This window comes from Agarivorans litoreus (assembly GCF_019649015.1).
Taxonomy (GTDB): domain Bacteria; phylum Pseudomonadota; class Gammaproteobacteria; order Enterobacterales; family Celerinatantimonadaceae; genus Agarivorans; species Agarivorans litoreus.
This window is the reverse complement of the sequence record NZ_BLPI01000001.1, coordinates 4,250,876-4,269,289: the sequence shown is the minus strand read 5'-3', so window position 1 is coordinate 4,269,289 and position 18,414 is coordinate 4,250,876. Positions and strand designations below refer to the sequence as shown.

At 42.0% G+C, this 18,414-nt stretch carries 21 protein-coding genes and 1 pseudogene; 2 read left to right on the top strand and 20 right to left on the bottom strand.

Features of this window, described 5'->3' with window-relative positions; translation table 11 throughout:
* Positions 1-302 precede the first annotated feature (302 nt).
* From eutC to K5L93_RS19635, 5 genes are all read right to left on the bottom strand, one after another.
* Positions 303-1,187, bottom strand: coding sequence for an ethanolamine ammonia-lyase subunit EutC (eutC, locus tag K5L93_RS19655; protein ID WP_220721349.1), 885 nt, complete (start codon positions 1,185-1,187; stop codon positions 303-305).
* Positions 1,184-2,587, bottom strand: coding sequence for an ethanolamine ammonia-lyase subunit EutB (locus tag K5L93_RS19650; RefSeq protein ID WP_220721348.1), 1,404 nt, complete (start codon positions 2,585-2,587; stop codon positions 1,184-1,186). The genes eutC and K5L93_RS19650 overlap by 4 nt, the downstream gene beginning before the upstream one ends.
* Before the next feature lie 66 nt (positions 2,588-2,653).
* Entirely contained in the window at positions 2,654-3,694 is a 1,041-nt protein-coding gene (locus K5L93_RS19645; RefSeq protein WP_152784836.1) for a TRAP transporter substrate-binding protein, read from the bottom strand.
* 87 nt (positions 3,695-3,781) lie between these two features.
* On the bottom strand, positions 3,782-5,104 hold the full coding sequence (locus tag K5L93_RS19640; protein ID WP_220721347.1) for a TRAP transporter large permease: 1,323 nt from the start codon (positions 5,102-5,104) through the stop codon (positions 3,782-3,784).
* Positions 5,101-5,610, bottom strand: a complete 510-nt coding sequence (locus K5L93_RS19635; protein WP_220721346.1) for a TRAP transporter small permease subunit — start codon at positions 5,608-5,610, stop codon at positions 5,101-5,103. The genes K5L93_RS19640 and K5L93_RS19635 overlap by 4 nt, the downstream gene beginning before the upstream one ends.
* 406 nt (positions 5,611-6,016) lie before the next feature.
* On the opposite strand from K5L93_RS19635, the gene K5L93_RS19630 reads away from it, so the two are divergent.
* The gene (locus K5L93_RS19630) at positions 6,017-6,976 is read left to right on the top strand and encodes a helix-turn-helix domain-containing protein (protein WP_220721345.1); all 960 of its coding nucleotides are present in this window, start codon (positions 6,017-6,019) and stop codon (positions 6,974-6,976) included.
* Between the two features lie 67 nt (positions 6,977-7,043).
* Here the strand turns inward: K5L93_RS19630 and K5L93_RS19625 are convergent, their stop codons facing one another.
* The 3 genes from K5L93_RS19625 to K5L93_RS19615 form a co-directional block, all read right to left on the bottom strand.
* Positions 7,044-7,961, bottom strand: a complete 918-nt coding sequence (locus K5L93_RS19625) for a hypothetical protein (protein WP_220721344.1) — start codon at positions 7,959-7,961, stop codon at positions 7,044-7,046.
* A gap of 98 nt (positions 7,962-8,059) precedes the next feature.
* A complete protein-coding gene (locus K5L93_RS19620) occupies positions 8,060-8,455 on the bottom strand; it encodes a hypothetical protein (protein WP_220721343.1) in 396 nt (131 codons plus the stop codon).
* 160 nt (positions 8,456-8,615) lie between these two features.
* Complete coding sequence (locus K5L93_RS19615) at positions 8,616-8,882, bottom strand: hypothetical protein (protein ID WP_220721342.1); 267 nt, start codon at positions 8,880-8,882, stop codon at positions 8,616-8,618.
* Between the two features lie 762 nt (positions 8,883-9,644).
* On the opposite strand from K5L93_RS19615, the pseudogene ltrA reads away from it, so the two are divergent.
* Positions 9,645-10,882, top strand: a pseudogene (gene ltrA, locus K5L93_RS19610) (group II intron reverse transcriptase/maturase).
* A gap of 250 nt (positions 10,883-11,132) precedes the next feature.
* Here ltrA and K5L93_RS19605 read toward each other — a convergent pair.
* From K5L93_RS19605 to K5L93_RS19555, 12 genes are all read right to left on the bottom strand, one after another.
* Complete coding sequence (locus K5L93_RS19605; RefSeq protein ID WP_220721341.1) at positions 11,133-12,092, bottom strand: hypothetical protein; 960 nt, start codon at positions 12,090-12,092, stop codon at positions 11,133-11,135.
* A 112-nt stretch (positions 12,093-12,204) separates the two neighbouring features.
* Positions 12,205-12,810, bottom strand: a complete 606-nt coding sequence (locus tag K5L93_RS19600) for an SEC-C domain-containing protein (protein ID WP_220721340.1) — start codon at positions 12,808-12,810, stop codon at positions 12,205-12,207.
* Between the two features lie 96 nt (positions 12,811-12,906).
* A complete protein-coding gene (locus K5L93_RS19595; protein WP_220721339.1) occupies positions 12,907-13,377 on the bottom strand; it encodes a DUF8453 domain-containing protein in 471 nt (156 codons plus the stop codon).
* Position 13,378: 1 nt separating this feature from the next.
* Entirely contained in the window at positions 13,379-13,612 is a 234-nt protein-coding gene (locus K5L93_RS19590) for a hypothetical protein (RefSeq protein WP_220721338.1), read from the bottom strand.
* A 401-nt stretch (positions 13,613-14,013) separates the two neighbouring features.
* Entirely contained in the window at positions 14,014-14,136 is a 123-nt protein-coding gene (locus K5L93_RS20230; RefSeq protein WP_281422595.1) for a hypothetical protein, read from the bottom strand.
* A complete protein-coding gene (locus K5L93_RS19585) occupies positions 14,136-14,441 on the bottom strand; it encodes a hypothetical protein (RefSeq protein ID WP_220721337.1) in 306 nt (101 codons plus the stop codon). The genes K5L93_RS20230 and K5L93_RS19585 overlap by 1 nt, the downstream gene beginning before the upstream one ends.
* Before the next feature lie 129 nt (positions 14,442-14,570).
* Positions 14,571-15,767 (bottom strand): DUF3800 domain-containing protein, encoded by a 1,197-nt coding sequence (locus K5L93_RS19580; protein WP_220721336.1) that lies wholly within the window; start codon positions 15,765-15,767, stop codon positions 14,571-14,573.
* Positions 15,768-15,872: 105 nt separating this feature from the next.
* On the bottom strand, positions 15,873-16,358 hold the full coding sequence (locus K5L93_RS19575; protein ID WP_220721335.1) for a hypothetical protein: 486 nt from the start codon (positions 16,356-16,358) through the stop codon (positions 15,873-15,875).
* A 126-nt stretch (positions 16,359-16,484) separates the two neighbouring features.
* Positions 16,485-16,937, bottom strand: a complete 453-nt coding sequence (locus tag K5L93_RS19570) for a hypothetical protein (RefSeq protein ID WP_220721334.1) — start codon at positions 16,935-16,937, stop codon at positions 16,485-16,487.
* 121 nt (positions 16,938-17,058) lie between these two features.
* On the bottom strand, positions 17,059-17,349 hold the full coding sequence (locus K5L93_RS19565) for a YciI family protein (RefSeq protein ID WP_220721333.1): 291 nt from the start codon (positions 17,347-17,349) through the stop codon (positions 17,059-17,061).
* A gap of 108 nt (positions 17,350-17,457) precedes the next feature.
* Entirely contained in the window at positions 17,458-17,766 is a 309-nt protein-coding gene (locus tag K5L93_RS19560) for a hypothetical protein (protein WP_220721332.1), read from the bottom strand.
* A gap of 98 nt (positions 17,767-17,864) precedes the next feature.
* Positions 17,865-18,365: a hypothetical protein gene (locus K5L93_RS19555; RefSeq protein ID WP_114340062.1), complete on the bottom strand. Its 501-nt coding sequence runs from the start codon at positions 18,363-18,365 to the stop codon at positions 17,865-17,867.
* Positions 18,366-18,414 lie beyond the last annotated feature (49 nt).

Sequence of the window (18,414 nt, the reverse complement as noted above, 5' to 3'; positions counted from 1 at the left end):
TTGCTAGAAATTGGCTGACTAAGCCTTGGGATTAACTAGGGTCTGTTGATCTTTGGTGTTGAAGTTTTGTTCGAGATAAGCGGGCTTTTCGCGGCGAGCACTTAGACGCCTAGTGGGCTAAGCAAAAAGTGCTTAACAAAGAGTTAAGTTCGCTTATCCAAACCTTTCAGGCAGCATTTCTTAGCCATTTATTCAGCGTTAGCGAGTGATTATTAAGCCCACTTAACTGCACACTCACTGCCTTGCCTAAATGGAGAATAAATCGCTGTAAAAACCATCAGCAAAGATCAACAGAACCTAGATTATTTATCTTTGGCAGCCGATACTAGAAATTGGCTTTTGGGACTAGATTCGAGATTTGTTCTGTCTTCAACCACCAACGAACGGTCTTTTAAACCTATGCCGGTACATTTAGTTTTCATTGACTCGGTTAATAGATAAAAGGCCTTATGGCTGGCCTCTTCATAACAAAGGCCTTCTGGGCGTATGTTAGAAATGCAGTTTCGGCTTGAATCTTTAGCACCGCGTTTAGGGTTCCAAGTAATATAAATACCCATGCTGTCAGGCGATGTAAGACCGGGACGTTCGCCAATTAAAATTAGGGTGATTTTAGCCTTTAGGCACTCACCTACATCATCTCCTACCGCCACGCGCCCTTGTGTAACAATGGTTAAAGGCGCCAAAGACCAAGAGTATTTATCATCCTTAGTTAACTTGGTCACCAAACTTTCTATCACCGGCGCAGCATGGCGTTGAATAGCGGTTGAAGAAAGCCCATCAGCTACAACAATAGCTAAGTCATACTCTTGACTACTTTTCTCTCGATGCTTTAGCAAACTTTGCCACGAGGCTTCGCAGAGTTGGCGGCCGAGATCGGGGCGCTGTAGATAGGTCATTCGATCATTAGCTTTGCTGCTTACTACTATGGGAGCATGTTTTATATGCTTTTGAATAATTGATGAAGCTTGTAGTTGCTCTATGAGATTTTCTGCAGCTAAGGCCTTATGCACTGCGTCTATCGCACGTGCATGGTCCAATTGAAAAGGTAGCAGCTGCTGCGTAGGAATACTGGTTCCAGCGCGTCCAAGCGCTATACGCGCTGATGTAAACTGCTTTAAAGCCTGCCAGGGATTTTCGGTGACTAAACCAATAGCCTTGTTGCTTGATTTTGTAGAAGGCTTACTCATAGTTCATTTTTCTCAACTAAGGAGATAGGCGAGCTAAATGCTTGGGCAAGATTTTGATTTAGTTTTACTTTCTCTACGTCACTAAATATATCCATGTTACTCAACCAAGTCTCAAACTCTGGCGCAGGTTTTAAGCCGAGCACTTTGCGAGCATAAAGCGCATCGTGAAAGGAGGTTGTTTGATAATTAAGCATGATATCGTCAGAACCAGGAATGCCCATAATAAACGAGCAACCAGCCACCCCGAGTAAGGTAAGCAAATTGTCCATGTCATTTTGGTCGGCATAGGCATGGTTGGTGTAGCAAATGTCACAGCCCATCGGTAGGCCAAGCAACTTGCCACAAAAATGATCTTCTAAACCTGCACGAATTATTTGTTTACCATCAAACAGATATTCAGGGCCAATAAAGCCTACAACCGTATTCACCAGAAACGGATCGAAGTGGCGTGCTACCGCATAAGCCCTGGCTTCGCAGGTTTGCTGATCAACCCCAAAATAGGCATCTGCCGATAGCGACGTTCCCTGACCAGTTTCAAAGTACATTACGTTGTTGCCAACGGTACCGCGTTTTAACGACAATGCGGCGTCTTGAGCTTCTTGCAGCACATTTAGGTTCACACCAAAGGTGTCATTGGTGCCTTGTGTTCCGCCAATGGATTGAAAAACCAAATCAACAGGCGCGCCTTTCTCAATGGTTTCGATGGTGTTTGTCACATGAGTCAATACACAAGACTGGGTTGGAATTTGGTAATGCTGAATCACTTCGTCTAAAAAGTTTAGGAGCTTGATAGTTTGCGGGACATTATCAGTGGCTGGGTTAATGCCTATTACGGCGTCACCATTGCCATACATTAAGCCATCAAAAATTGTCGCGGCAATGCCATCTAAAGAGTCTGTTGGGTGATTTGGCTGTAAACGAGTAGATAGCCGATTTTCTAATCCAACAGTGTTACGAAACGCCGTGATTACACGACACTTTTTCGCCACCAAGATTAAATCTTGATTACGCATTATCTTGCTCACTGCAGCTACCATTTCGGGGCTAAGCCCAGGCCGGAGCGCCGCTAAAGCTTCAGCGTCGGCTTCGTCACTTAATAACCAATTGCGAAAATCCCCAACTGTCATATGCGAAATGGGCGCAAATGCCACGCTATCGTGGCTATCAATAATTAGCCGGGTAATCTCGTCAGTTTCATAGGGAACCAACACTTCGTTTAGAAAGGTTTTTAAAGGCAAGTTAGCTAATGTCATTTGCGCTACAACACGCTGCTCGGCAGTTTCTGCACTCACACCCGCAAGAATATCACCCGAGCGCTCTGGGGTAGCCTTTGCCATTAGCTCCGCTAATGAGCCAAAGTTGTATACGGTGTCCCCTTGTTGCCAGCGATACGCTGCCATAGCCATCCCTTTCGTTGTACTTCAAATAGCAGCAACAACGACTTACGCCGTTGCTGCTGTGGTTTGTTAGCTGTAGCGGTAAGGTCTACCTGCTTTTTCCATGTCAGCGTTGTATTTCTTAAAGATTTCTACAATCTTAGCCTTAGTTGGCGATTCTTTGGCGATTTCATCCCAGAATACATGTGCCTCAGCTTCAACCGTAGCCCATTCTTCATCAGGAATGGAAGTTAGCTTCATATCACTACCCTCAACGCGCAGTTTAGCTTCGCCACCCCAGTACCACCATTGACGGTAATAATGTGATGTATCTAAACATAGCCCTAGAAGCTCCTTAAGGTGATCAGGTAATGCATTGTAGCGATCCATATTGGCAAAGAATGAACCAATCCAAGCACCAGAAATATTGTTTGTTAAGAAGTAATCGGTAACCTTAGACCAACCCACGGTGTAGTCTTCGGTAATGCCCGACCAAGCAATACCGTCTAGTTCGCCGGTTTGCAGAGCCACCTCAACATCTTCCCAAGGAATAGACACCGGCACCACACCAAACTTAGCTAAGAAGCGACCGGCAGTTGGGAAGGTAAATACTCTTAACCCTTTAAGATCTTTAAGGCTAGTAATGGGCTTTTTAGTGGCAAAATGACAAGGATCCCAAGCACCTGCAGAAATGTGCTTAACACCTACTTTGGCGTACTCTTCTTTCCAAATTTTGTCTAAACCATATTGATTAAACAATACAGGCACATCCAGTGAATAACGGCTACCAAATGGGAAGTAACCGCCAAAGGTGGTTACTTCTGTAGGCGAAGCCATAGAGTCATCATCAGATTGAACCGCATCAATGATGCCTTTTTGCATGGCGCGAAATAGCTCGCCCGTTGGCACCAGTTGGTCTGCAAAATAGAGCTCAATTTGCATTTCTTCACCGGCAATACGGTTAAAGGCTTCAATGGCCGGCTTTATTACATGCTCAGCTAAAGCTGGACCTGCATAGGTTTGCATACGCCATTTAATTTTCGGGCTAGCGGCAAAAGTTTTGGCCGGAGCCAACATGGTACCCGCGGTAAGTGCAACAGCACTTGTTAAAAACTTACGTCTTGAGTTCATTGTTATCCCTCCAGTGGATTATTGCTAGCAGACCCTTGCCCGCCTTAAGGTAAATATTGGTTAATAAGCTTTTGAATAAATTACGTTTTACTTGCCATATACATAATCAGGTAGCCATAAAGCTAGACTTGGAAAAACCATCACTAGGATTAATGCAAAAACCATAATGCCGACAAATGGAACTACCGAACCGTAAATGTCACGCAGGCTGATTTGCGGCGGAGCCATAGCCCGCATTAAAAATAGGTTGTAGCCAAAAGGCGGCGTCATATAAGCAATTTGGGAGGTCACGGTATAGAGAACGCCGTACCAAATAAGGTCAAAACCTAGTGCATTAACCAGAGGCACATATAACGGCGCAACAATCACCAACATAGCGGTGTCGTCTAAAAAGGTACCCATCACCAAAAATGACAACTGCATTAAAATAAGAATCGCCCAAGGCCCAAGCCCAAGCTGCTCGGTAAACAAATGTTCAATGGATTTTACTGCGCCCAAGCCATCAAATATGGCGCCAAAACCAAGGGCAGCAAGAATGATCCACATAAACATACAAGAGATAGCCAAGGTGCTGCGCACAGAGTTCTCAAATACCTGTTTGGTCATTCGCCTTTTTAAAATAGCGGCCAAGAACGCTGCCATTGCACCAATAGCCGAGCTTTCTACTAAGCTTGTCCAGCCGTTAACAAAAGGAATCATCATTGAGGCAAAGATGCCAAGGGGTAACAGCCCTGCCCTAAGTAGCCTTAGTTTTTCGGCCATGGGCACTTTACGTTCTTCTTCGCTTAACACTGGGCCTAAGCTTGGGTTAATCCGACAACGTACTGCAATATAGATAATGAACAGTGTTGCCATCACCAAACCTGGAATAATACCGGCTAGCCACAGTTGACCGACTGGCTGGCGCGCAATCATCGCGTAAAGCACCAATACCACCGAGGGAGGCACCAATATGCCTAAAGACGAGCCGGCCTGAATAACCCCGGTGACCATTTTTTTGTCGTAGTTACGCTTTAACAGCTCTGGCAGTGCAATGGTGGCACCTATCGCCATCCCTGCCACCGACAATCCATTCATTGCTGATACCAGCACCATAAGCCCAATAGTACCAATGGCTAATCCACCGGGCATTGGCCCCATCCAAACATGAAACATCTTGTATAGGTCGTCGGCAATTTTTGATTCCGACAGCACATAGCCCATGAAAATAAACATTGGCAGCGTAAGCATCGGATACCAATTCATTAGCTTCATGCTGGCAGTAAATGGAATTTCGGCGCCGCCGGTTCCCCAAAGTAATAAGGCGGCAATTGAGGCTACCGCGCCTATTGCAGCAAATACACGTTGACCCGTTGCCATTAGCAACATCATCAACGAAAACATCATTGTTGCTATCATGGCGTAACTCATTTGATCTGAACTCCTCGAATAACTGCAATATCTTTAATAAATTGGGAAATGGCCTGCAAAATCATCATCACAAAACCGGTGCACATTAGTGCTTTAATAGGCCACAACAATGGGCGCCAAGCAGAGCGAGTTCGTTGGCTATATTCAAGGGAGTAAAGTGTGCTTTCTAAGCCACCGTATAGCAGTACAATTAAATAGAAAATCAAGAAGAAGATGGTGAACGCATCAACCCAAGCGCGTTTTTTAATTGACCAATTTCCATAAAAAAGGTCCATGCGCACATTGGCATTTAGCTGCATCGCATAAGCGCCACCAATGATGTAGTAGGCTACCATCATGAATTGCGCAGACTCTAAGGTCCAAAGAGACGGCATAAAGAAAGTTTTTGATACCGATGACCACATAAGCACGCCAACAATCAAAAATATTCCATACATCATTAAGCGACCAACTCTTCGATTGAACGCATCAACATATTTGACATAGGCAATAATAAAACTCGGCATTAACTTTCCTTTTTATACGAACACATGGGTAAAACCTTTTTCCCATTTACAGCTGTTAATCCTTTAAGCAATACACCGGGCTACTTTTGCCCCACACCTAGGGTCCAAATATTCCAGCTATACATCGAAGAACACTTACAAGAATTGGCCTTATAATTCCCTGCTAGTCAAAGATTAAGTAGCCATATTGTTCCCCATATTTATTAACATATAAGGCAATATATTCTTAACAATTTAACTGGACCAGTTTTTGCTGCTTCTTGCGTCAACAACTATAAGTAAGGTTCAGCAATAGCTATTCCGATTAACTATCAATAATTGGCAACATTAAAAATATATATAAAACAATAAGATAAAAGGCATATCGCCCTAAATTGGTTCAGTGCTTGAATCGAGGATGATAAATATGGTGACAAATACGCAAGCAAACGGTGACTCATTGTTGTGCACAATTCACTCTAATGATGCAAATCATCAAGCGGCAAACTTAATTAACTGGCAGCAAGAGTTTGATCAACTAAGCCAAGGTCGCTTTGTTGGCCAAATAAAAGAAATTAACTTCCCGAATATTCATGTATTTCGCGAAGACACAAACCAAGAGCTAAGGCAGCAATGCCGTGTCGAAGAAGGAGGATTATGGATAGGTTTTAGTAGCAATCAAAAAACTTGTCGAATTAACAACCGAACTACCCGCCATAGTCAGTTTTTATGCCGACCAGGTAGCCTAGACTTTGAATTGCTCACGCCCGAACACTTTTCTATTTATGGCTTGGTATTGCACAAAAGTTTATTCAGCCAATTAGAAGAACAACAAGATGAGCCAATTATTAGCCAAAGTTTTGATAGCCTATGGTTAGATAATATCCCCGCCAGTACCTTACAAACCTTTCAGCAATACCTATCACAACTGCTACAAGCAGAAGGCTGTCGTTGGAGCAGCAACACCCAAGCGCTTATTTTAGAAGACGCAGTGCTTAACCTACTTAGCCAAGCACAAAAACCAGCTGTTGTTAGCCCCCCTGCTTTACATCAACGCCAGCGCATTATGCAACGGGTTAAAAGCTACCTTACAGAATCCCGTCTTAAAAACCCTATTACCGTTAGCGAGCTATGTGCTGCAGTGCATGTTAGTCGCCGCACCCTGCAATATACCTTCAGCCAATGCTGCGATATGACACCAAAACAATACATTCAGATAATTCGGCTAAACCAAGTTAGACGAGCATTACTGCATTGCCAGCATCAACAAACCATTGCTGAAGTGGCATTTGATTATGGCTTTTTTCATTTAGGACAATTTTGCCGGGATTACAAAAGACTGTTTTGCGAAACGCCCAGCGAAACCAGACGCCGAGAGTTTGCCTAACCTTGTGTTGTTCGAAGTAACAAGCTTAGGTGTTTTTCCCTACTTATAAATTCGAAGGAGCTTGCAGCTACCAAAGTGGCATTTGGCTTATTGCATCACTTTGAACAAAGGTCCCGACAAATTGCTCTACGTTTTCTTCACCATTGGCATAGAGTACATACAGGTTGTAAGTAAGCTCGCCTTCACCGTCGCCTTGGGTGGCATCACTCACTATCGGTTGAACTTGTAGCGTAGCTGTGGAACTTGGCTCGATTAAAACTGGTGAATCAAAAACTAGCTCAGAGACTGGATTTAAGTGATTTAAATTTATCGTTTGCTGGTTGTTGGCAGTATCTAATGGTGATCCTCCGTCACTTGCCTCACCGCCTGTCGAATATAAGTTTTTGGCTCTAATACCGTAAACAGTTACTAAGGCCTGCCCTTGGTTTTTAAACTGTATGTTTAGTTTAGGCGGTTCAATCAATCCCGATATATAACTAATCGCGGCGCTATGCCACAGATAATCAGGCGTGGTGTCATCAAACTCAGCGTACTTCGAAATTTTTGGATCTCGTAGCATTTTAGTTTTTATAGATTCTGGTATTTGACTAGCACGCCAAGGGGACTCAGCGTTTTGATTACTTGGATATAACCACTCAAGGTTAGCGCTATCGCGTTGCCATAAAACTTGATAAACGGCTAAGCCTTTCGCATTCACAATATAAGGAGTATTCGAGTAAACCCACATGGACGCATCTTCTTGGTAACCCAAGTTTCTATTGTTGTATTCTCGTAAAGGCTCCCATAAATCGGCTACTGTTAAGCCTTTAAGCTTCCATGTCCCAAATTCTGAGCTAACTTGATCATCGGGTGAAATATAGACACTGTTTAGCACCAAATTGCTTGGTGCGTCTGTTGGAGGAGTTACAGTGGAAGAACACCCCAAACTCAGCCAGAACACTGCCGCAAACATAGCAGCTAGAAAACCCTTAATGGTTAGATTCATCCTATCCTCTCAAATTGTAAACCTAAGAACTAACTAGAAGTAAATGGTCTACTTAACTGGCAGTACACGAGTAAAAACCGGCAAGCAGTGGTTCTACATTATTGAATATATTCAACTAATTGGCCATGAGATAATAAGTAAAGTTCTGGGTATGGTGCTAAACCATGATCTTTCAACAACCGATTAACATCCCTGTAGGTGCGTACTATCTGTTTCTGATCTAGCTTCGCCACTTCAACAATGTTTTGTTTAAATACCGGGTCTGTTTTATTGGGCAAATAGTCTAGATAGAAACGATCGCAAGCTTTGAGATTCTCAGAAAATAATCTCGCTGTAAGGCATTGTTCGAAATCCTCGATGGCTTGGCTATCTGCTTCTTGTTGAGCTGTTATAGGTCCAAAGCTAGCAAAGTAAATTAGTAAACCCGCAGCTAACAAAGCGGTACTACTTATAGCGACCCAAGCCTTCTTATTGCTTAAAATACTCAATGCCACTTGCATGTCTCTATTGTTTATTAACGCCCCAACATAAAGAGCAGCAAAATAGCGTGGCGATTTTCGTTAAAATTTAGACCTCAAAACAAAACCGCCGCGCTGTTTTGACTGTCCCAGCCCAAGCTTGCTTGGGCGATTTTGATGTACTTGTTAGTTTTCGCTACTCATCATCCCAAGGTAGTTCTGGCAATTTTTTAAGGTTTGCAAAATACCTATCGTAATCCATTTCTTTTTCGTTTTTCATAACATCAAAGATTTCTACCGAAAGCGCACAGGCTATGTATTTCTTTGACTCTCTTCTACTGATTCCCAGTTTTCTTAGACGGTCAAAAGCGATTTTTACTTCTGGAGGATCATTATCATTAATCTGATTCTCAACCGCCTCAAGTATCGCTTCTCCAGCTTTATTCGGATCATCATTATTCATTTATGACTCCAGCTTCAAAAGAAAACTAACGCCAAGCTAAGCTGTGAGTGTACGTGTGCCAAAATTGGAGCGAAGCGAAAATGGCACGCGTTCACGAATCAGACTTAAGCGCCTTGTGTACGCCCAGCATGGGCATGAACTAATGAGGTGAAAGTCCTCTGTAGGAAGGTCACCGATTAATAACACTTTGATGATTAAACGCTAACTACTAGCGAATGGCAAGGGCATAACTGCGAGGGAATGTCTGAAGGAAGCCGGACGCCTTTTTATTTAAAGAGAGGGCGAGCTGATGAACAAAAACATCATATGAGGCGTAGGCTGGAGGCGAGTTGGCACGAGACAACGAAGCCATGTGATCTAACGGCCACCGTAAATGATGCAGCAGTGCAGAGAAAAGAGAAAGTGCATGTTCTACTTCCTATAAACAAAGAGTGGGGAGATCTGCTTAACTTGCGATCGTTTAACTCACTAGCTTGGCCGCTAGTTCAACAGGCCCGGCGCTTAAGCCTCATCAACTTAAGTGAGCAAACTCGATGAACAACGATAGCGCTAGTTGGGGCAACTCAATTGGTGATTAAGCAGAAGTCAGCAGACGGCATAGTAGCCCAACGCCCATCGTAATGGTTGGGACACGGTGAAGGCCTGAACACTTAGAATAAAGGAGGAGCCTTGTTAAACTTGAACACCCATTCGCCGGCCGGCGTAGATGAGATTCAGCGTATTAACCCGCAGCCAGCCTTTAGCCAACATCTATTTGAACACATGCTACAACGTGAAAATATTCTGCGTGCGTGGCAGCGTGTTCGAGCCAATAAAGGGGCGGCTGGCGTAGATAACATGTCCATTGACGCCTTCCCTGCATGGGCAAAAGCACACTGGAAACAGGTGGCGGCGGAACTGCGCTGCGGCCAGTATCAACCTAAACCGGTACGCCGTGTTGAGATAGATAAACCCGATGGCGGGAAGCGCCTACTGGGGATCCCAACCGTGCTCGACCGTGTCGTCCAGCAAGCCATTGCCCAAGTGCTAACGCCTATCTTTGACCCTAGCTTCTCAGCGAACAGCTTTGGATTTAGGCCAAACAAGAATGGGCAACAAGCGGTGAAACAAGTGCAAAGCATCATCAAGCAAGGCCGAGGTTTTGCGGTTGATGTCGATTTATCTAAATTCTTTGACCGAGTTAACCATGATCTATTAATGAGTCAACTGGGACAAAGCGTGCAAGATAAACGGCTACTGACACTGGTTGGAAAATACCTGAGAGCGGGTTTTATCCATAACCAGTGCTATCAGCAAAGTCGAGAAGGTGTACCGCAAGGGGGACCATTATCGCCCTTGTTGGCCAATATCATGCTCGACCCATTAGACAAAGAGCTGGAAGAGCGAGGGCACAAGTTTGCTCGTTACGCCGATGATTTTACCATTTTGGTGAGAAGTCAGCGTGCGGGCGAACGGGTGCTAACCAGCATTAGTCGATACTTGCAACGGCGCTTAAAACTTGTAGTTAATACAAGCAAAAGTCAGGTAGTTAAAACGGCGAAGAGTAAGTTCTTAGGATTTACCTTCAAAGCGGGACGGCTACAAATTCACGCAAAAACGCTACACCGTTTTAAACAACAGCTAAAGCGCCTTACCAACCGGAACTGGGGCGTCTCGATGACTTATCAACTCGCTAAAGTGAGTCAATACCTCCGAGGCTGGATAAACTACTTTGGTATCGCTAATTGCTATCAACTGTGTGTCGATCTAGATCACTGGATAAGGCGCAGAGTACGAATGGCCTATTGGCGACAATGGCGTAAGCCTAGAACCAAAGTGAGGAATCTCATGGCCGAGGGGTACATGTTCAAGCCGCAGTGGCGTGTGGTATCACCAGTAAAGGCCCATGGAGGAGCTCAAAAACACCGGGGATACAGCAGGCATTATCGAATGCTTACTTGAAATCCCAAGGTCTATTTGCGCTACGAGATGGATGGATAAAGCTTCACCATTCTAAGTGAAACGCCCTGTGCGGAGCCGCATGCAGGGTGTTGTGGGGGCTGGAGGCTAGATACCTCCGGCTACCCGATTATGTAGCTGTATCCAGTAACTCTTTTCTTTCTACTTCATTTATACTTTTTCCAAAGTAAGTTAATTTAGACTTGATAACCTTTCCTGTTTCACTATTCGCAAATACTTGCCCCTTTAAACCTCCGAGTTCATAAAATTCTGATATTTCACTACTCTCAAGACCAAGTCCGTCAGAGGAAACTAAATTAACTTGAGTACTTCGCCCTGGCTGAACACTAACGTAATTAGTTGATGTAGATGATTTTGATATTGTTCGCTTCTTACTATATCGATAAATGGGATCTCATCTTGTTTACCTGACTTATCAATATTTTCTAGCACCATTGACTTAGACTTTTCACCAAAAACCAATTTTGCTGCAAAATAAGGTTTAATTATAATTGGTGTTTGTCCTAAATTTGATATAGATACTTTAAGTGAAAGCTTAGCGTCGGATACAAGGTGCTCTTTAACCGAGTTTTTTATTTTTTGGTAGTTATAAAGTTGTGATCCAGCATAGCTTGAAAAGTGCTCGTGAATTTTCATATAGTTTGAAAATTCACCTTTAGAAATAGAATAAAGGATTAGCTCTAAATGATTTATCATTTCTTCAGAATACTCTTTTTTACGAAAAGGAATTGCAAAGTTTCCGCAATGTATTTCGTACACCTCATTAGTAATCTCAAGTGGAAATATATCAGGAAGCGCCTTTAACTCTTCTAGAGTTGTCGGTAGTTCAGGTACCTCTCTCCTTCTTAACATTCCTTTTAGATACGGGTGAAAAACTCTGAGCCCCTCAATAAGAGGGCTCCTCATCATTTGTCCAATTGAAAATTGCTTTCCTGTACCATCAGCAAGAAAGTGTTCCATCCATTTATCTACATTTTCTTTTTCTTGCTGCAGTGCAGCCTCAATTTGAGATACCTCTAATTGAAATTTAGACAATTCATCATATGAAACATATCTAGAAATTGAATCTGTCCAATTGCACTTTCTAGAAAGGCTTTGCACTTCTTCATCAATTTCTATTACATCTCCATCAAAGCCCAAAGAAGTCACATTCAGTGTTGGTTTAGCTCTTGATATATATCGATGAATAAAAAGACCTGCAATACCTGAAATAGCACTTGCAGAAAATGTAATTATTGTTGATAAATCCATTATATGTTTCCTATTGAGCTACATAACGCCTCAAACACAGGATTGGTGAAGTTGGCGGCTTTTTTGGTACAAAAAAGATGACAGCTTTACCAAGTCCGCGTGATTTGATTTGTTAAATGCTTTTTGCAGCTCTGTTAAAAATTTTCCCATGACAGACCTTATATTTTTTACCGCTATTACAAAAGCAAGAGCTTTGGTGATTTAAGCCTTGTTGCACCATCATTTCTAGTATAAGTTTGGCGCTTTCAAATACTTGATGCGCTTTTGCATCGTTACCTGTTAATGTAAGTGCGTGCTGGAATGCACGCTCTCCTTTATTTTTTAACCTATAAGAAGCTTCACATACTTCAATTAGGTCATCTACCAGCCGATTACCGCTGATATTGATTCTAATGTTATCTACTTGCCTACCTTCATATATTGCGTTTGCATCAGGCACAAATAGTATTTCCTTTTCAGGAACTGGTTTCGGTGAAATATCCACCAACTCTCCATCCGATGATTTCCATATAGCATGAAATATGGCTTCTACTAAAATCTTAGTTTCACGAATATGCCACCCTAAAACTGATTCTCCACCATGACTTACTACTTTAGCTTCTACAAGAGGAAAACAGTCATTTATCTGTGCACCTACCTCAGGAACGCAAGTTACCGTAATAGGGCTACTCTCAGATTCTAATTCTCCTAAAAGAGTTTTTACATGGTCAGATATCACAATATATCCTGTGGCATTTAACGCTGCTATAAACCGCGCGAGCTTGCGAGCGTCGGGCGACCGTAGGGCGCGAATTTAATGACCTTGTTACACGTGCTATAACGTGAGCCAGAATGTTTCATCATGGTTTTCTTTTTCCGAATCTTTCCACGTTACCTTTGCTTGGTATTTCAGTGGGCTTTGCATATGTATTGCAGCAATAAGTTTAACTCTTGAATTTGGTTTCATTTCGGGGTGCGGAAACTTTTCAGGCACATCGCTAGTTAATGGACTATCTTCGCAATCTACAAGCTCGAAGTTAACATCATATGCTGTACCTTGCCCCGTATTGGTAATGTAAAAGTAATACGACTTGCCCAATTTTGACAAAGTTACGTTAAATTTCGGTTTAATCTTTTCCGCTTTCTCTTGTTCAATACCTTCAATTTGAAGCCTAGAAAGTTCAGCAGTAACTCTTTCCAATTCAAGTTGTTCTTTTGCAAGCTTACGAGTACGAACCAGGGAAACAGATGAAACGACAATTGCCAATAATGACACTAGCGTACTTATGATTTCGTATTTACTCACTTTATTTAAATCCCTTGAATGCCTTCTTTAGCATTTTCTCTATTTCTTTCTTAGCTTCAGGAATGGCGACTTCTTTTGCTTGTTCGATTCCAACTTCTTTAAGGTCAGACAGCATAATTTCGAACTTGCATTGATTGCACTTTACAAAGTCATCATCTTGCACGTTTTCTGGTTGCTCAAATTCTGTATGCCCACATTCAGGACATTGAATCTGTATATGGTCAGTTTTAATCATCTAAACTCTCCATGTACGTGTAACGCCCAAAGCAGCGGCGCGCGTTAGCGCGTCCAGCCCGCAGGGCGTTGCTGCCTTTGCTTGTTATGTGTTTTATGCCACCAAGTGCCCAAAAAACTAAACACAATAGCGATAACACAGGTTGTAATTAGCGGGACTAATTGAAATACCGCGATCATTGGCCCCATTGCCTTCCAGCTAGAAAATGAAACTAGGACAAAGAGAATTAAGCCAAAAAAAAGGCCAAGACAATACTCTTTTGCTGGCACAAATTTTAAAAGCATAAGTATTGCTGTGGGCAAACCTGCAACTAGCGAAACCCAGTAAATACCAATGGGTAGCAGAGAAGGAATAAACCCCGCTATAAACATAATCAGGCCGCCCAGTATTACTCCCATTTTTTACTCCGATGACACATAACGCTTAACATTTGGGGCAACCGGAGCGGCTGCGCCGTGTAGGTTGTCCCTTGCCGCGCTCTTAGCGGCAACCAGCAAAATGTTTTTGTTATATGCTGATTTCATTAGATTACTTTCGCGTAGCCCACTACTTTGTATGCCTCGCAAATATGCCAAGCGAAGCCAGGAACGAACAGCTTTAAGTCTGCCTTCGGAATTATGCATTCGAGCCTAGCTTTGCATTTTTCTCCAGGCTTCAGCCACGTTTTACCTTCAAACTCGACTCGACCAATAAAAAAGTAGTCTTTACCTGGAATCAGATGGTTGGGCTGAACGCCAGATCCATAACCTTCTCTGCCCCTCATTGGGGGCTCAAAGAGCGCTACTTCTATGTCAAAAGCAGCATCGACAGTATCAGCTATTGGTTCCATCTAATTCCTGAGCATATAACGCCCCAATCATGCGCCCAAAGCGTGGCGGGGCCTTTTGCTGCTAAACTGGCGCGGAGCGACATAGCAGCAAAAGCCGCGCCGCGATTTGGGTCGCCTTGGATTGGTTTGTTAACTGGCTGCAACCTCAGGGTTAGGAACTGCTCTAGCTAAAAAATCAGGCATGTGATCAGCAGGATTTATTCCTCCATCATGGACGGTTCCAAGATCTGCCGGATGCACATCGGGGCTTGGCCATATTTTATTGTGACCAATAAATTTATCTAGGTTCAATTTTTCTAGCTCTGAGAAAAGATAGTCTTCGGTTTCGCCATTGAGCAGACAAGTTGCCCAATGTGTAAACGAGCTTGTAATAATATCTGCAACCTGAAGCTGCAAATGATTCTGCGAGCTTTCAAATTTCAGAGACTTACCTTGTAAAGGCAACCCAAATTTACGTCTATCATAACCATACTCAATTGTTTCTTGAGTTAAATCCATGAATTTTGCAAATAGCAATTTTTGCTGCTCAACAGTATGAGAGTCATCATGAATTAAGTGGTAGCCTTTGGGGTATGACTGCTGCCATTGAACACACTGTGCAAATAATGCAGGTATAGATGGATCTAAGGCTGACTTATCAAGACTATCAAGTGCGCTATTTACGCACTCACTTGTGTCCAAGATCAAATCGATTGACTCTTCAAACCGCTCATATGAGCATGAGTCTTTTAACTTAGTAACAGATGAATAGAATGACTCGATGCTTGCCGGTGTTTGCTCTTTAACCATCTGCACGAATTTTATAGACATGTCTTTTACATCTTGCTCATCACAAAAACTGTTCAAGCAATAATAGAGCATGTTAGATAAAGCAATGTTCTGTCCATTGACGTACAAATCGTGACCTTTAAGGTGGAGCATGTGCTCAATCAAAATGTCTACGACTTTGGTGATAATCATGAACTCTTTATGAAATAAATTGACCTTAACCGTATCTGTATTGATCAAGGAATGTTTCATTAGCCGAATTATTCCATCTTGTCCGGGTTTTCTTCTTTTTAATCTCTTGAAGTGCATCTCATGCTCAGATTGACATCCAACCAAATCACATAGTTTTTTAGCTTCTCTTTCATTAAAACAGCAACTTGCCAAAGTAAATACAGGTTGATTTGGATCATTGAGATTGGAACCTGTGTTTCCTGATTCATCAAAGTAGATCGTTGGAACGATATTCATTTTTACACGCTTGGCTTCAGCGGATTTATTAGCTATCTTTTCTTTCTTAGCCTTTTTCAGTGCTCTCTTTTGTTGACTATTTCGGCTCACAAATCCCTCCTAAAGCCAGTTAACGCCGTAATAAACGGCACAAAATAGCAGGCTAAAATTGGCGATGAAGGAGCACAAGCCTGCTGTTTTGTGTCCTTTGTTTAATTACTTTGTTAGCTGTACGATTTTTATGATTTTGTTTTCTTTAGCTATAGTTAAGTAGCTAATTTCTAGGCAATTACCATTTTTTATAACTTTGCCTGGTAACTCTTTTTCATAGAAAAAAGGTGTTCTTGTATAGTTGTTATAGGAAAACTCGACCCCTTGCACTTCGAATGTTGCTGTATGTCCCTTAAATTCGTCTAGACGATAGTTTTGAATACAACCTGATACAAGTGAAAATTCACCTGCATCGATCTGTTTTTTAACATCGATATCTTGTTGTAACTCTGAGTATGTAGCAAACAGTGCAATGAAAAAAATCAAACCAAAAATTGTTAAGAGCCAATTTCGTGAAATTTTAACCATGCTCAATACAAGATCAGAAACGGCCGGCAATTTAACAAAAGCTACAAGCAAAAATAAAACAGGTAGCACCCACAAAAAGTAATCAATGCTCGGTTTTAAACTGATTTCAAAAAATGGGCTCAAATTTCACCTAGTACAGCTAACGCCTTGCTCACCGGCACATGCTGCGGAGAGCGTTTTGTGTAAAAATGGAGCGTAGCGACAGACACAAAACGAGCGTAGCAGTATGTGTCCGCGTGCAGCAACTTGTTAGGCTGTGGACTCCCAGATGAAATGAATAAACTCATCCTCATATTCCGCAAATAAGTCAACTATTAGCTCTCTTTCCATGGTACACATAGCAAGAGCTCCAATAAACTTTCCCGAATTTAGTGGTAAGACTGGCTTTATTATTAAATCGCTACACTGTGAGCTCACCATTGAGTTGAAATCGTATTCAGATATATTCTTGAAATCTGAATCAATAATATAAGGCTCAAAATATTGTTCTCTGCCATTCCAGTTATCTTGAAGCTCTGCTGCTAGCCAAAAAAGCATACCATTATCTTGTGCCGACTTTGGCGCTCTTGAGATTCGTATACTCTCTTCTGAATCTGGAACCCTGAAGGAGTATTGATTATAAAACGTTGAATAAAGCCCTCGATAACAACCTAATCGATTATTTTGAAAATCAATATTTTCTATATCATTTCGACTAAACATACGGTAAGCCTAACGCCGCGGTAACCAGCGTAAATTGTGGTGATTTTTTTGGCGTATTGTGGCGCAGCCACGCCAAAACAAGCGCCGCAATTTGCGTCTGGTTGAACGCCTGGTTATGTGCCTACACTTCAACCAAAAACTTTAATGCTTCAGATGATTTGCTGGGCACGATTTCAGTAATTTCATAGCTAGCTAAATTTTCTCTATGAAAAGGGTCTTGTACAAGTATTTGCTCTAATTTTTCTCTATTTGCTACAGTTGCAAGAATGACCCCACCGGTGCGCGGCTCTTTACGACCAGATAGTTGAAAATTACCCAACCTGTATTGTTCATCTAGAAATTCAATATGTCCGGGTATGTATTTATCCACGTCTTCTAGAGATTTTTTATAGACTAAAGAAACTATAAACAAAACAACTCCTTGTTTGATAAATCAGATGATAGAGCTAGCACATAACGCTTACGCCAGTGGTTAAAATGCGCAGAAAATTTTAATCCATTGCGCGTACTTGTTAGGTGATTACTCACCGTTTTTCTTACGCCAAACTTCAATTGCATCTAATGATTGCTCTGAATACTGCTCGTAAACATAGCGTTTTTTGTATTCAGATGTGCTTGTTTTCGATATTGGAGAAGAATAGTTAATCGCATTAGCTAATTCATTAAGATACTCACGACCCTTCGCTTTATAGGAAGAGACCTCTTCTTCATTAAGAAACATCATAAAATCGTAGCCAACAAAGCTATGCGAACAGTTCACATCGAATAGAAGCGCTCCTTCCTCTTCAAATAGGAACCATGAACTTCGTTCTTCATCGATGACTTTCATATTCACCTAACGCCCATATTAACAGGCTAAAAATTGTGGGCTAAAATCGAGCGAAGCGATTGAGCCCGCTGTTTTTTAGTCCTTGTTAAATTGACTTGTTAGGTTTTTGACTGCTGTAAATATAATTCGGCTAGTTCAACAAGCGTACTCGGTGCATTTGGAACTGCTAATTTAATATCTTCAGCAAGAGCAAAATTATCAAAACCTTTCATATCTTTTAGTAAGTTGGGAGTAGATTCTAATAACGTTATAGATTTATTGAGAATGTTTTTGAACACTCTTAGTGATAACACTTGTGAATCCCTGTCAACTTCATCATGGTAAAACTTCACTAGCTTGGTACAAATTCGGAGCTCTGTACCTTTATATTGAAATTCAGCTATTGGTAACTCTTTAAGGAATTGTTCAAACCTTTCATTACTCGCTTCTAAAGTCTTTCGTGGTGGGGAAACATTTCGAGCACAAAATTCAAATACAACAGATTCAATTTTACCACCGTAGCTTTCGCTAAGGTGCTCACTTAACCACTTTCCGGCAACATTCAACGTTGCATTACCGCCAAATATTGAATATGTTCTGTAGCAAAATAGTATATCCATGATAAAAAACCTAACGCCCGGCTCACCGAGCAAATTTTTGATGGCGGCT

What these genes read in the sequence shown, in the direction of transcription:
- K5L93_RS19625 (WP_220721344.1), bottom strand. Translation starts at nt 7,961, where the DNA reads ATGAATCTAACCATTAAGGGTTTTCTAGCTGCTATGTTTGCGGCAGTG.
- K5L93_RS19635 (WP_220721346.1), bottom strand. Translation starts at nt 5,610, where the DNA reads ATGCCGAGTTTTATTATTGCCTATGTCAAATATGTTGATGCGTTCAAT.
- K5L93_RS20230 (WP_281422595.1), bottom strand. Translation starts at nt 14,136, where the DNA reads ATGAAATCAGCATATAACAAAAACATTTTGCTGGTTGCCGCTAAGAGC.
- K5L93_RS19570 (WP_220721334.1), bottom strand. Translation starts at nt 16,937, where the DNA reads ATGTTTAGTCGAAATGATATAGAAAATATTGATTTTCAAAATAATCGA.
- K5L93_RS19605 (WP_220721341.1), bottom strand. Translation starts at nt 12,092, where the DNA reads ATGGATTTATCAACAATAATTACATTTTCTGCAAGTGCTATTTCAGGT.
- K5L93_RS19615 (WP_220721342.1), bottom strand. Translation starts at nt 8,882, where the DNA reads ATGAATAATGATGATCCGAATAAAGCTGGAGAAGCGATACTTGAGGCG.
- K5L93_RS19585 (WP_220721337.1), bottom strand. Translation starts at nt 14,441, where the DNA reads ATGGAACCAATAGCTGATACTGTCGATGCTGCTTTTGACATAGAAGTA.
- K5L93_RS19555 (WP_114340062.1), bottom strand. Translation starts at nt 18,365, where the DNA reads ATGGATATACTATTTTGCTACAGAACATATTCAATATTTGGCGGTAAT.
- K5L93_RS19650 (WP_220721348.1), bottom strand. Translation starts at nt 2,587, where the DNA reads ATGGCAGCGTATCGCTGGCAACAAGGGGACACCGTATACAACTTTGGC.
- K5L93_RS19645 (WP_152784836.1), bottom strand. Translation starts at nt 3,694, where the DNA reads ATGAACTCAAGACGTAAGTTTTTAACAAGTGCTGTTGCACTTACCGCG.
- K5L93_RS19590 (WP_220721338.1), bottom strand. Translation starts at nt 13,612, where the DNA reads ATGATTAAAACTGACCATATACAGATTCAATGTCCTGAATGTGGGCAT.
- K5L93_RS19640 (WP_220721347.1), bottom strand. Translation starts at nt 5,104, where the DNA reads ATGAGTTACGCCATGATAGCAACAATGATGTTTTCGTTGATGATGTTG.
- eutC (WP_220721349.1), bottom strand. Translation starts at nt 1,187, where the DNA reads ATGAGTAAGCCTTCTACAAAATCAAGCAACAAGGCTATTGGTTTAGTC.
- K5L93_RS19630 (WP_220721345.1), top strand. Translation starts at nt 6,017, where the DNA reads ATGGTGACAAATACGCAAGCAAACGGTGACTCATTGTTGTGCACAATT.
- K5L93_RS19560 (WP_220721332.1), bottom strand. Translation starts at nt 17,766, where the DNA reads ATGAAAGTCATCGATGAAGAACGAAGTTCATGGTTCCTATTTGAAGAG.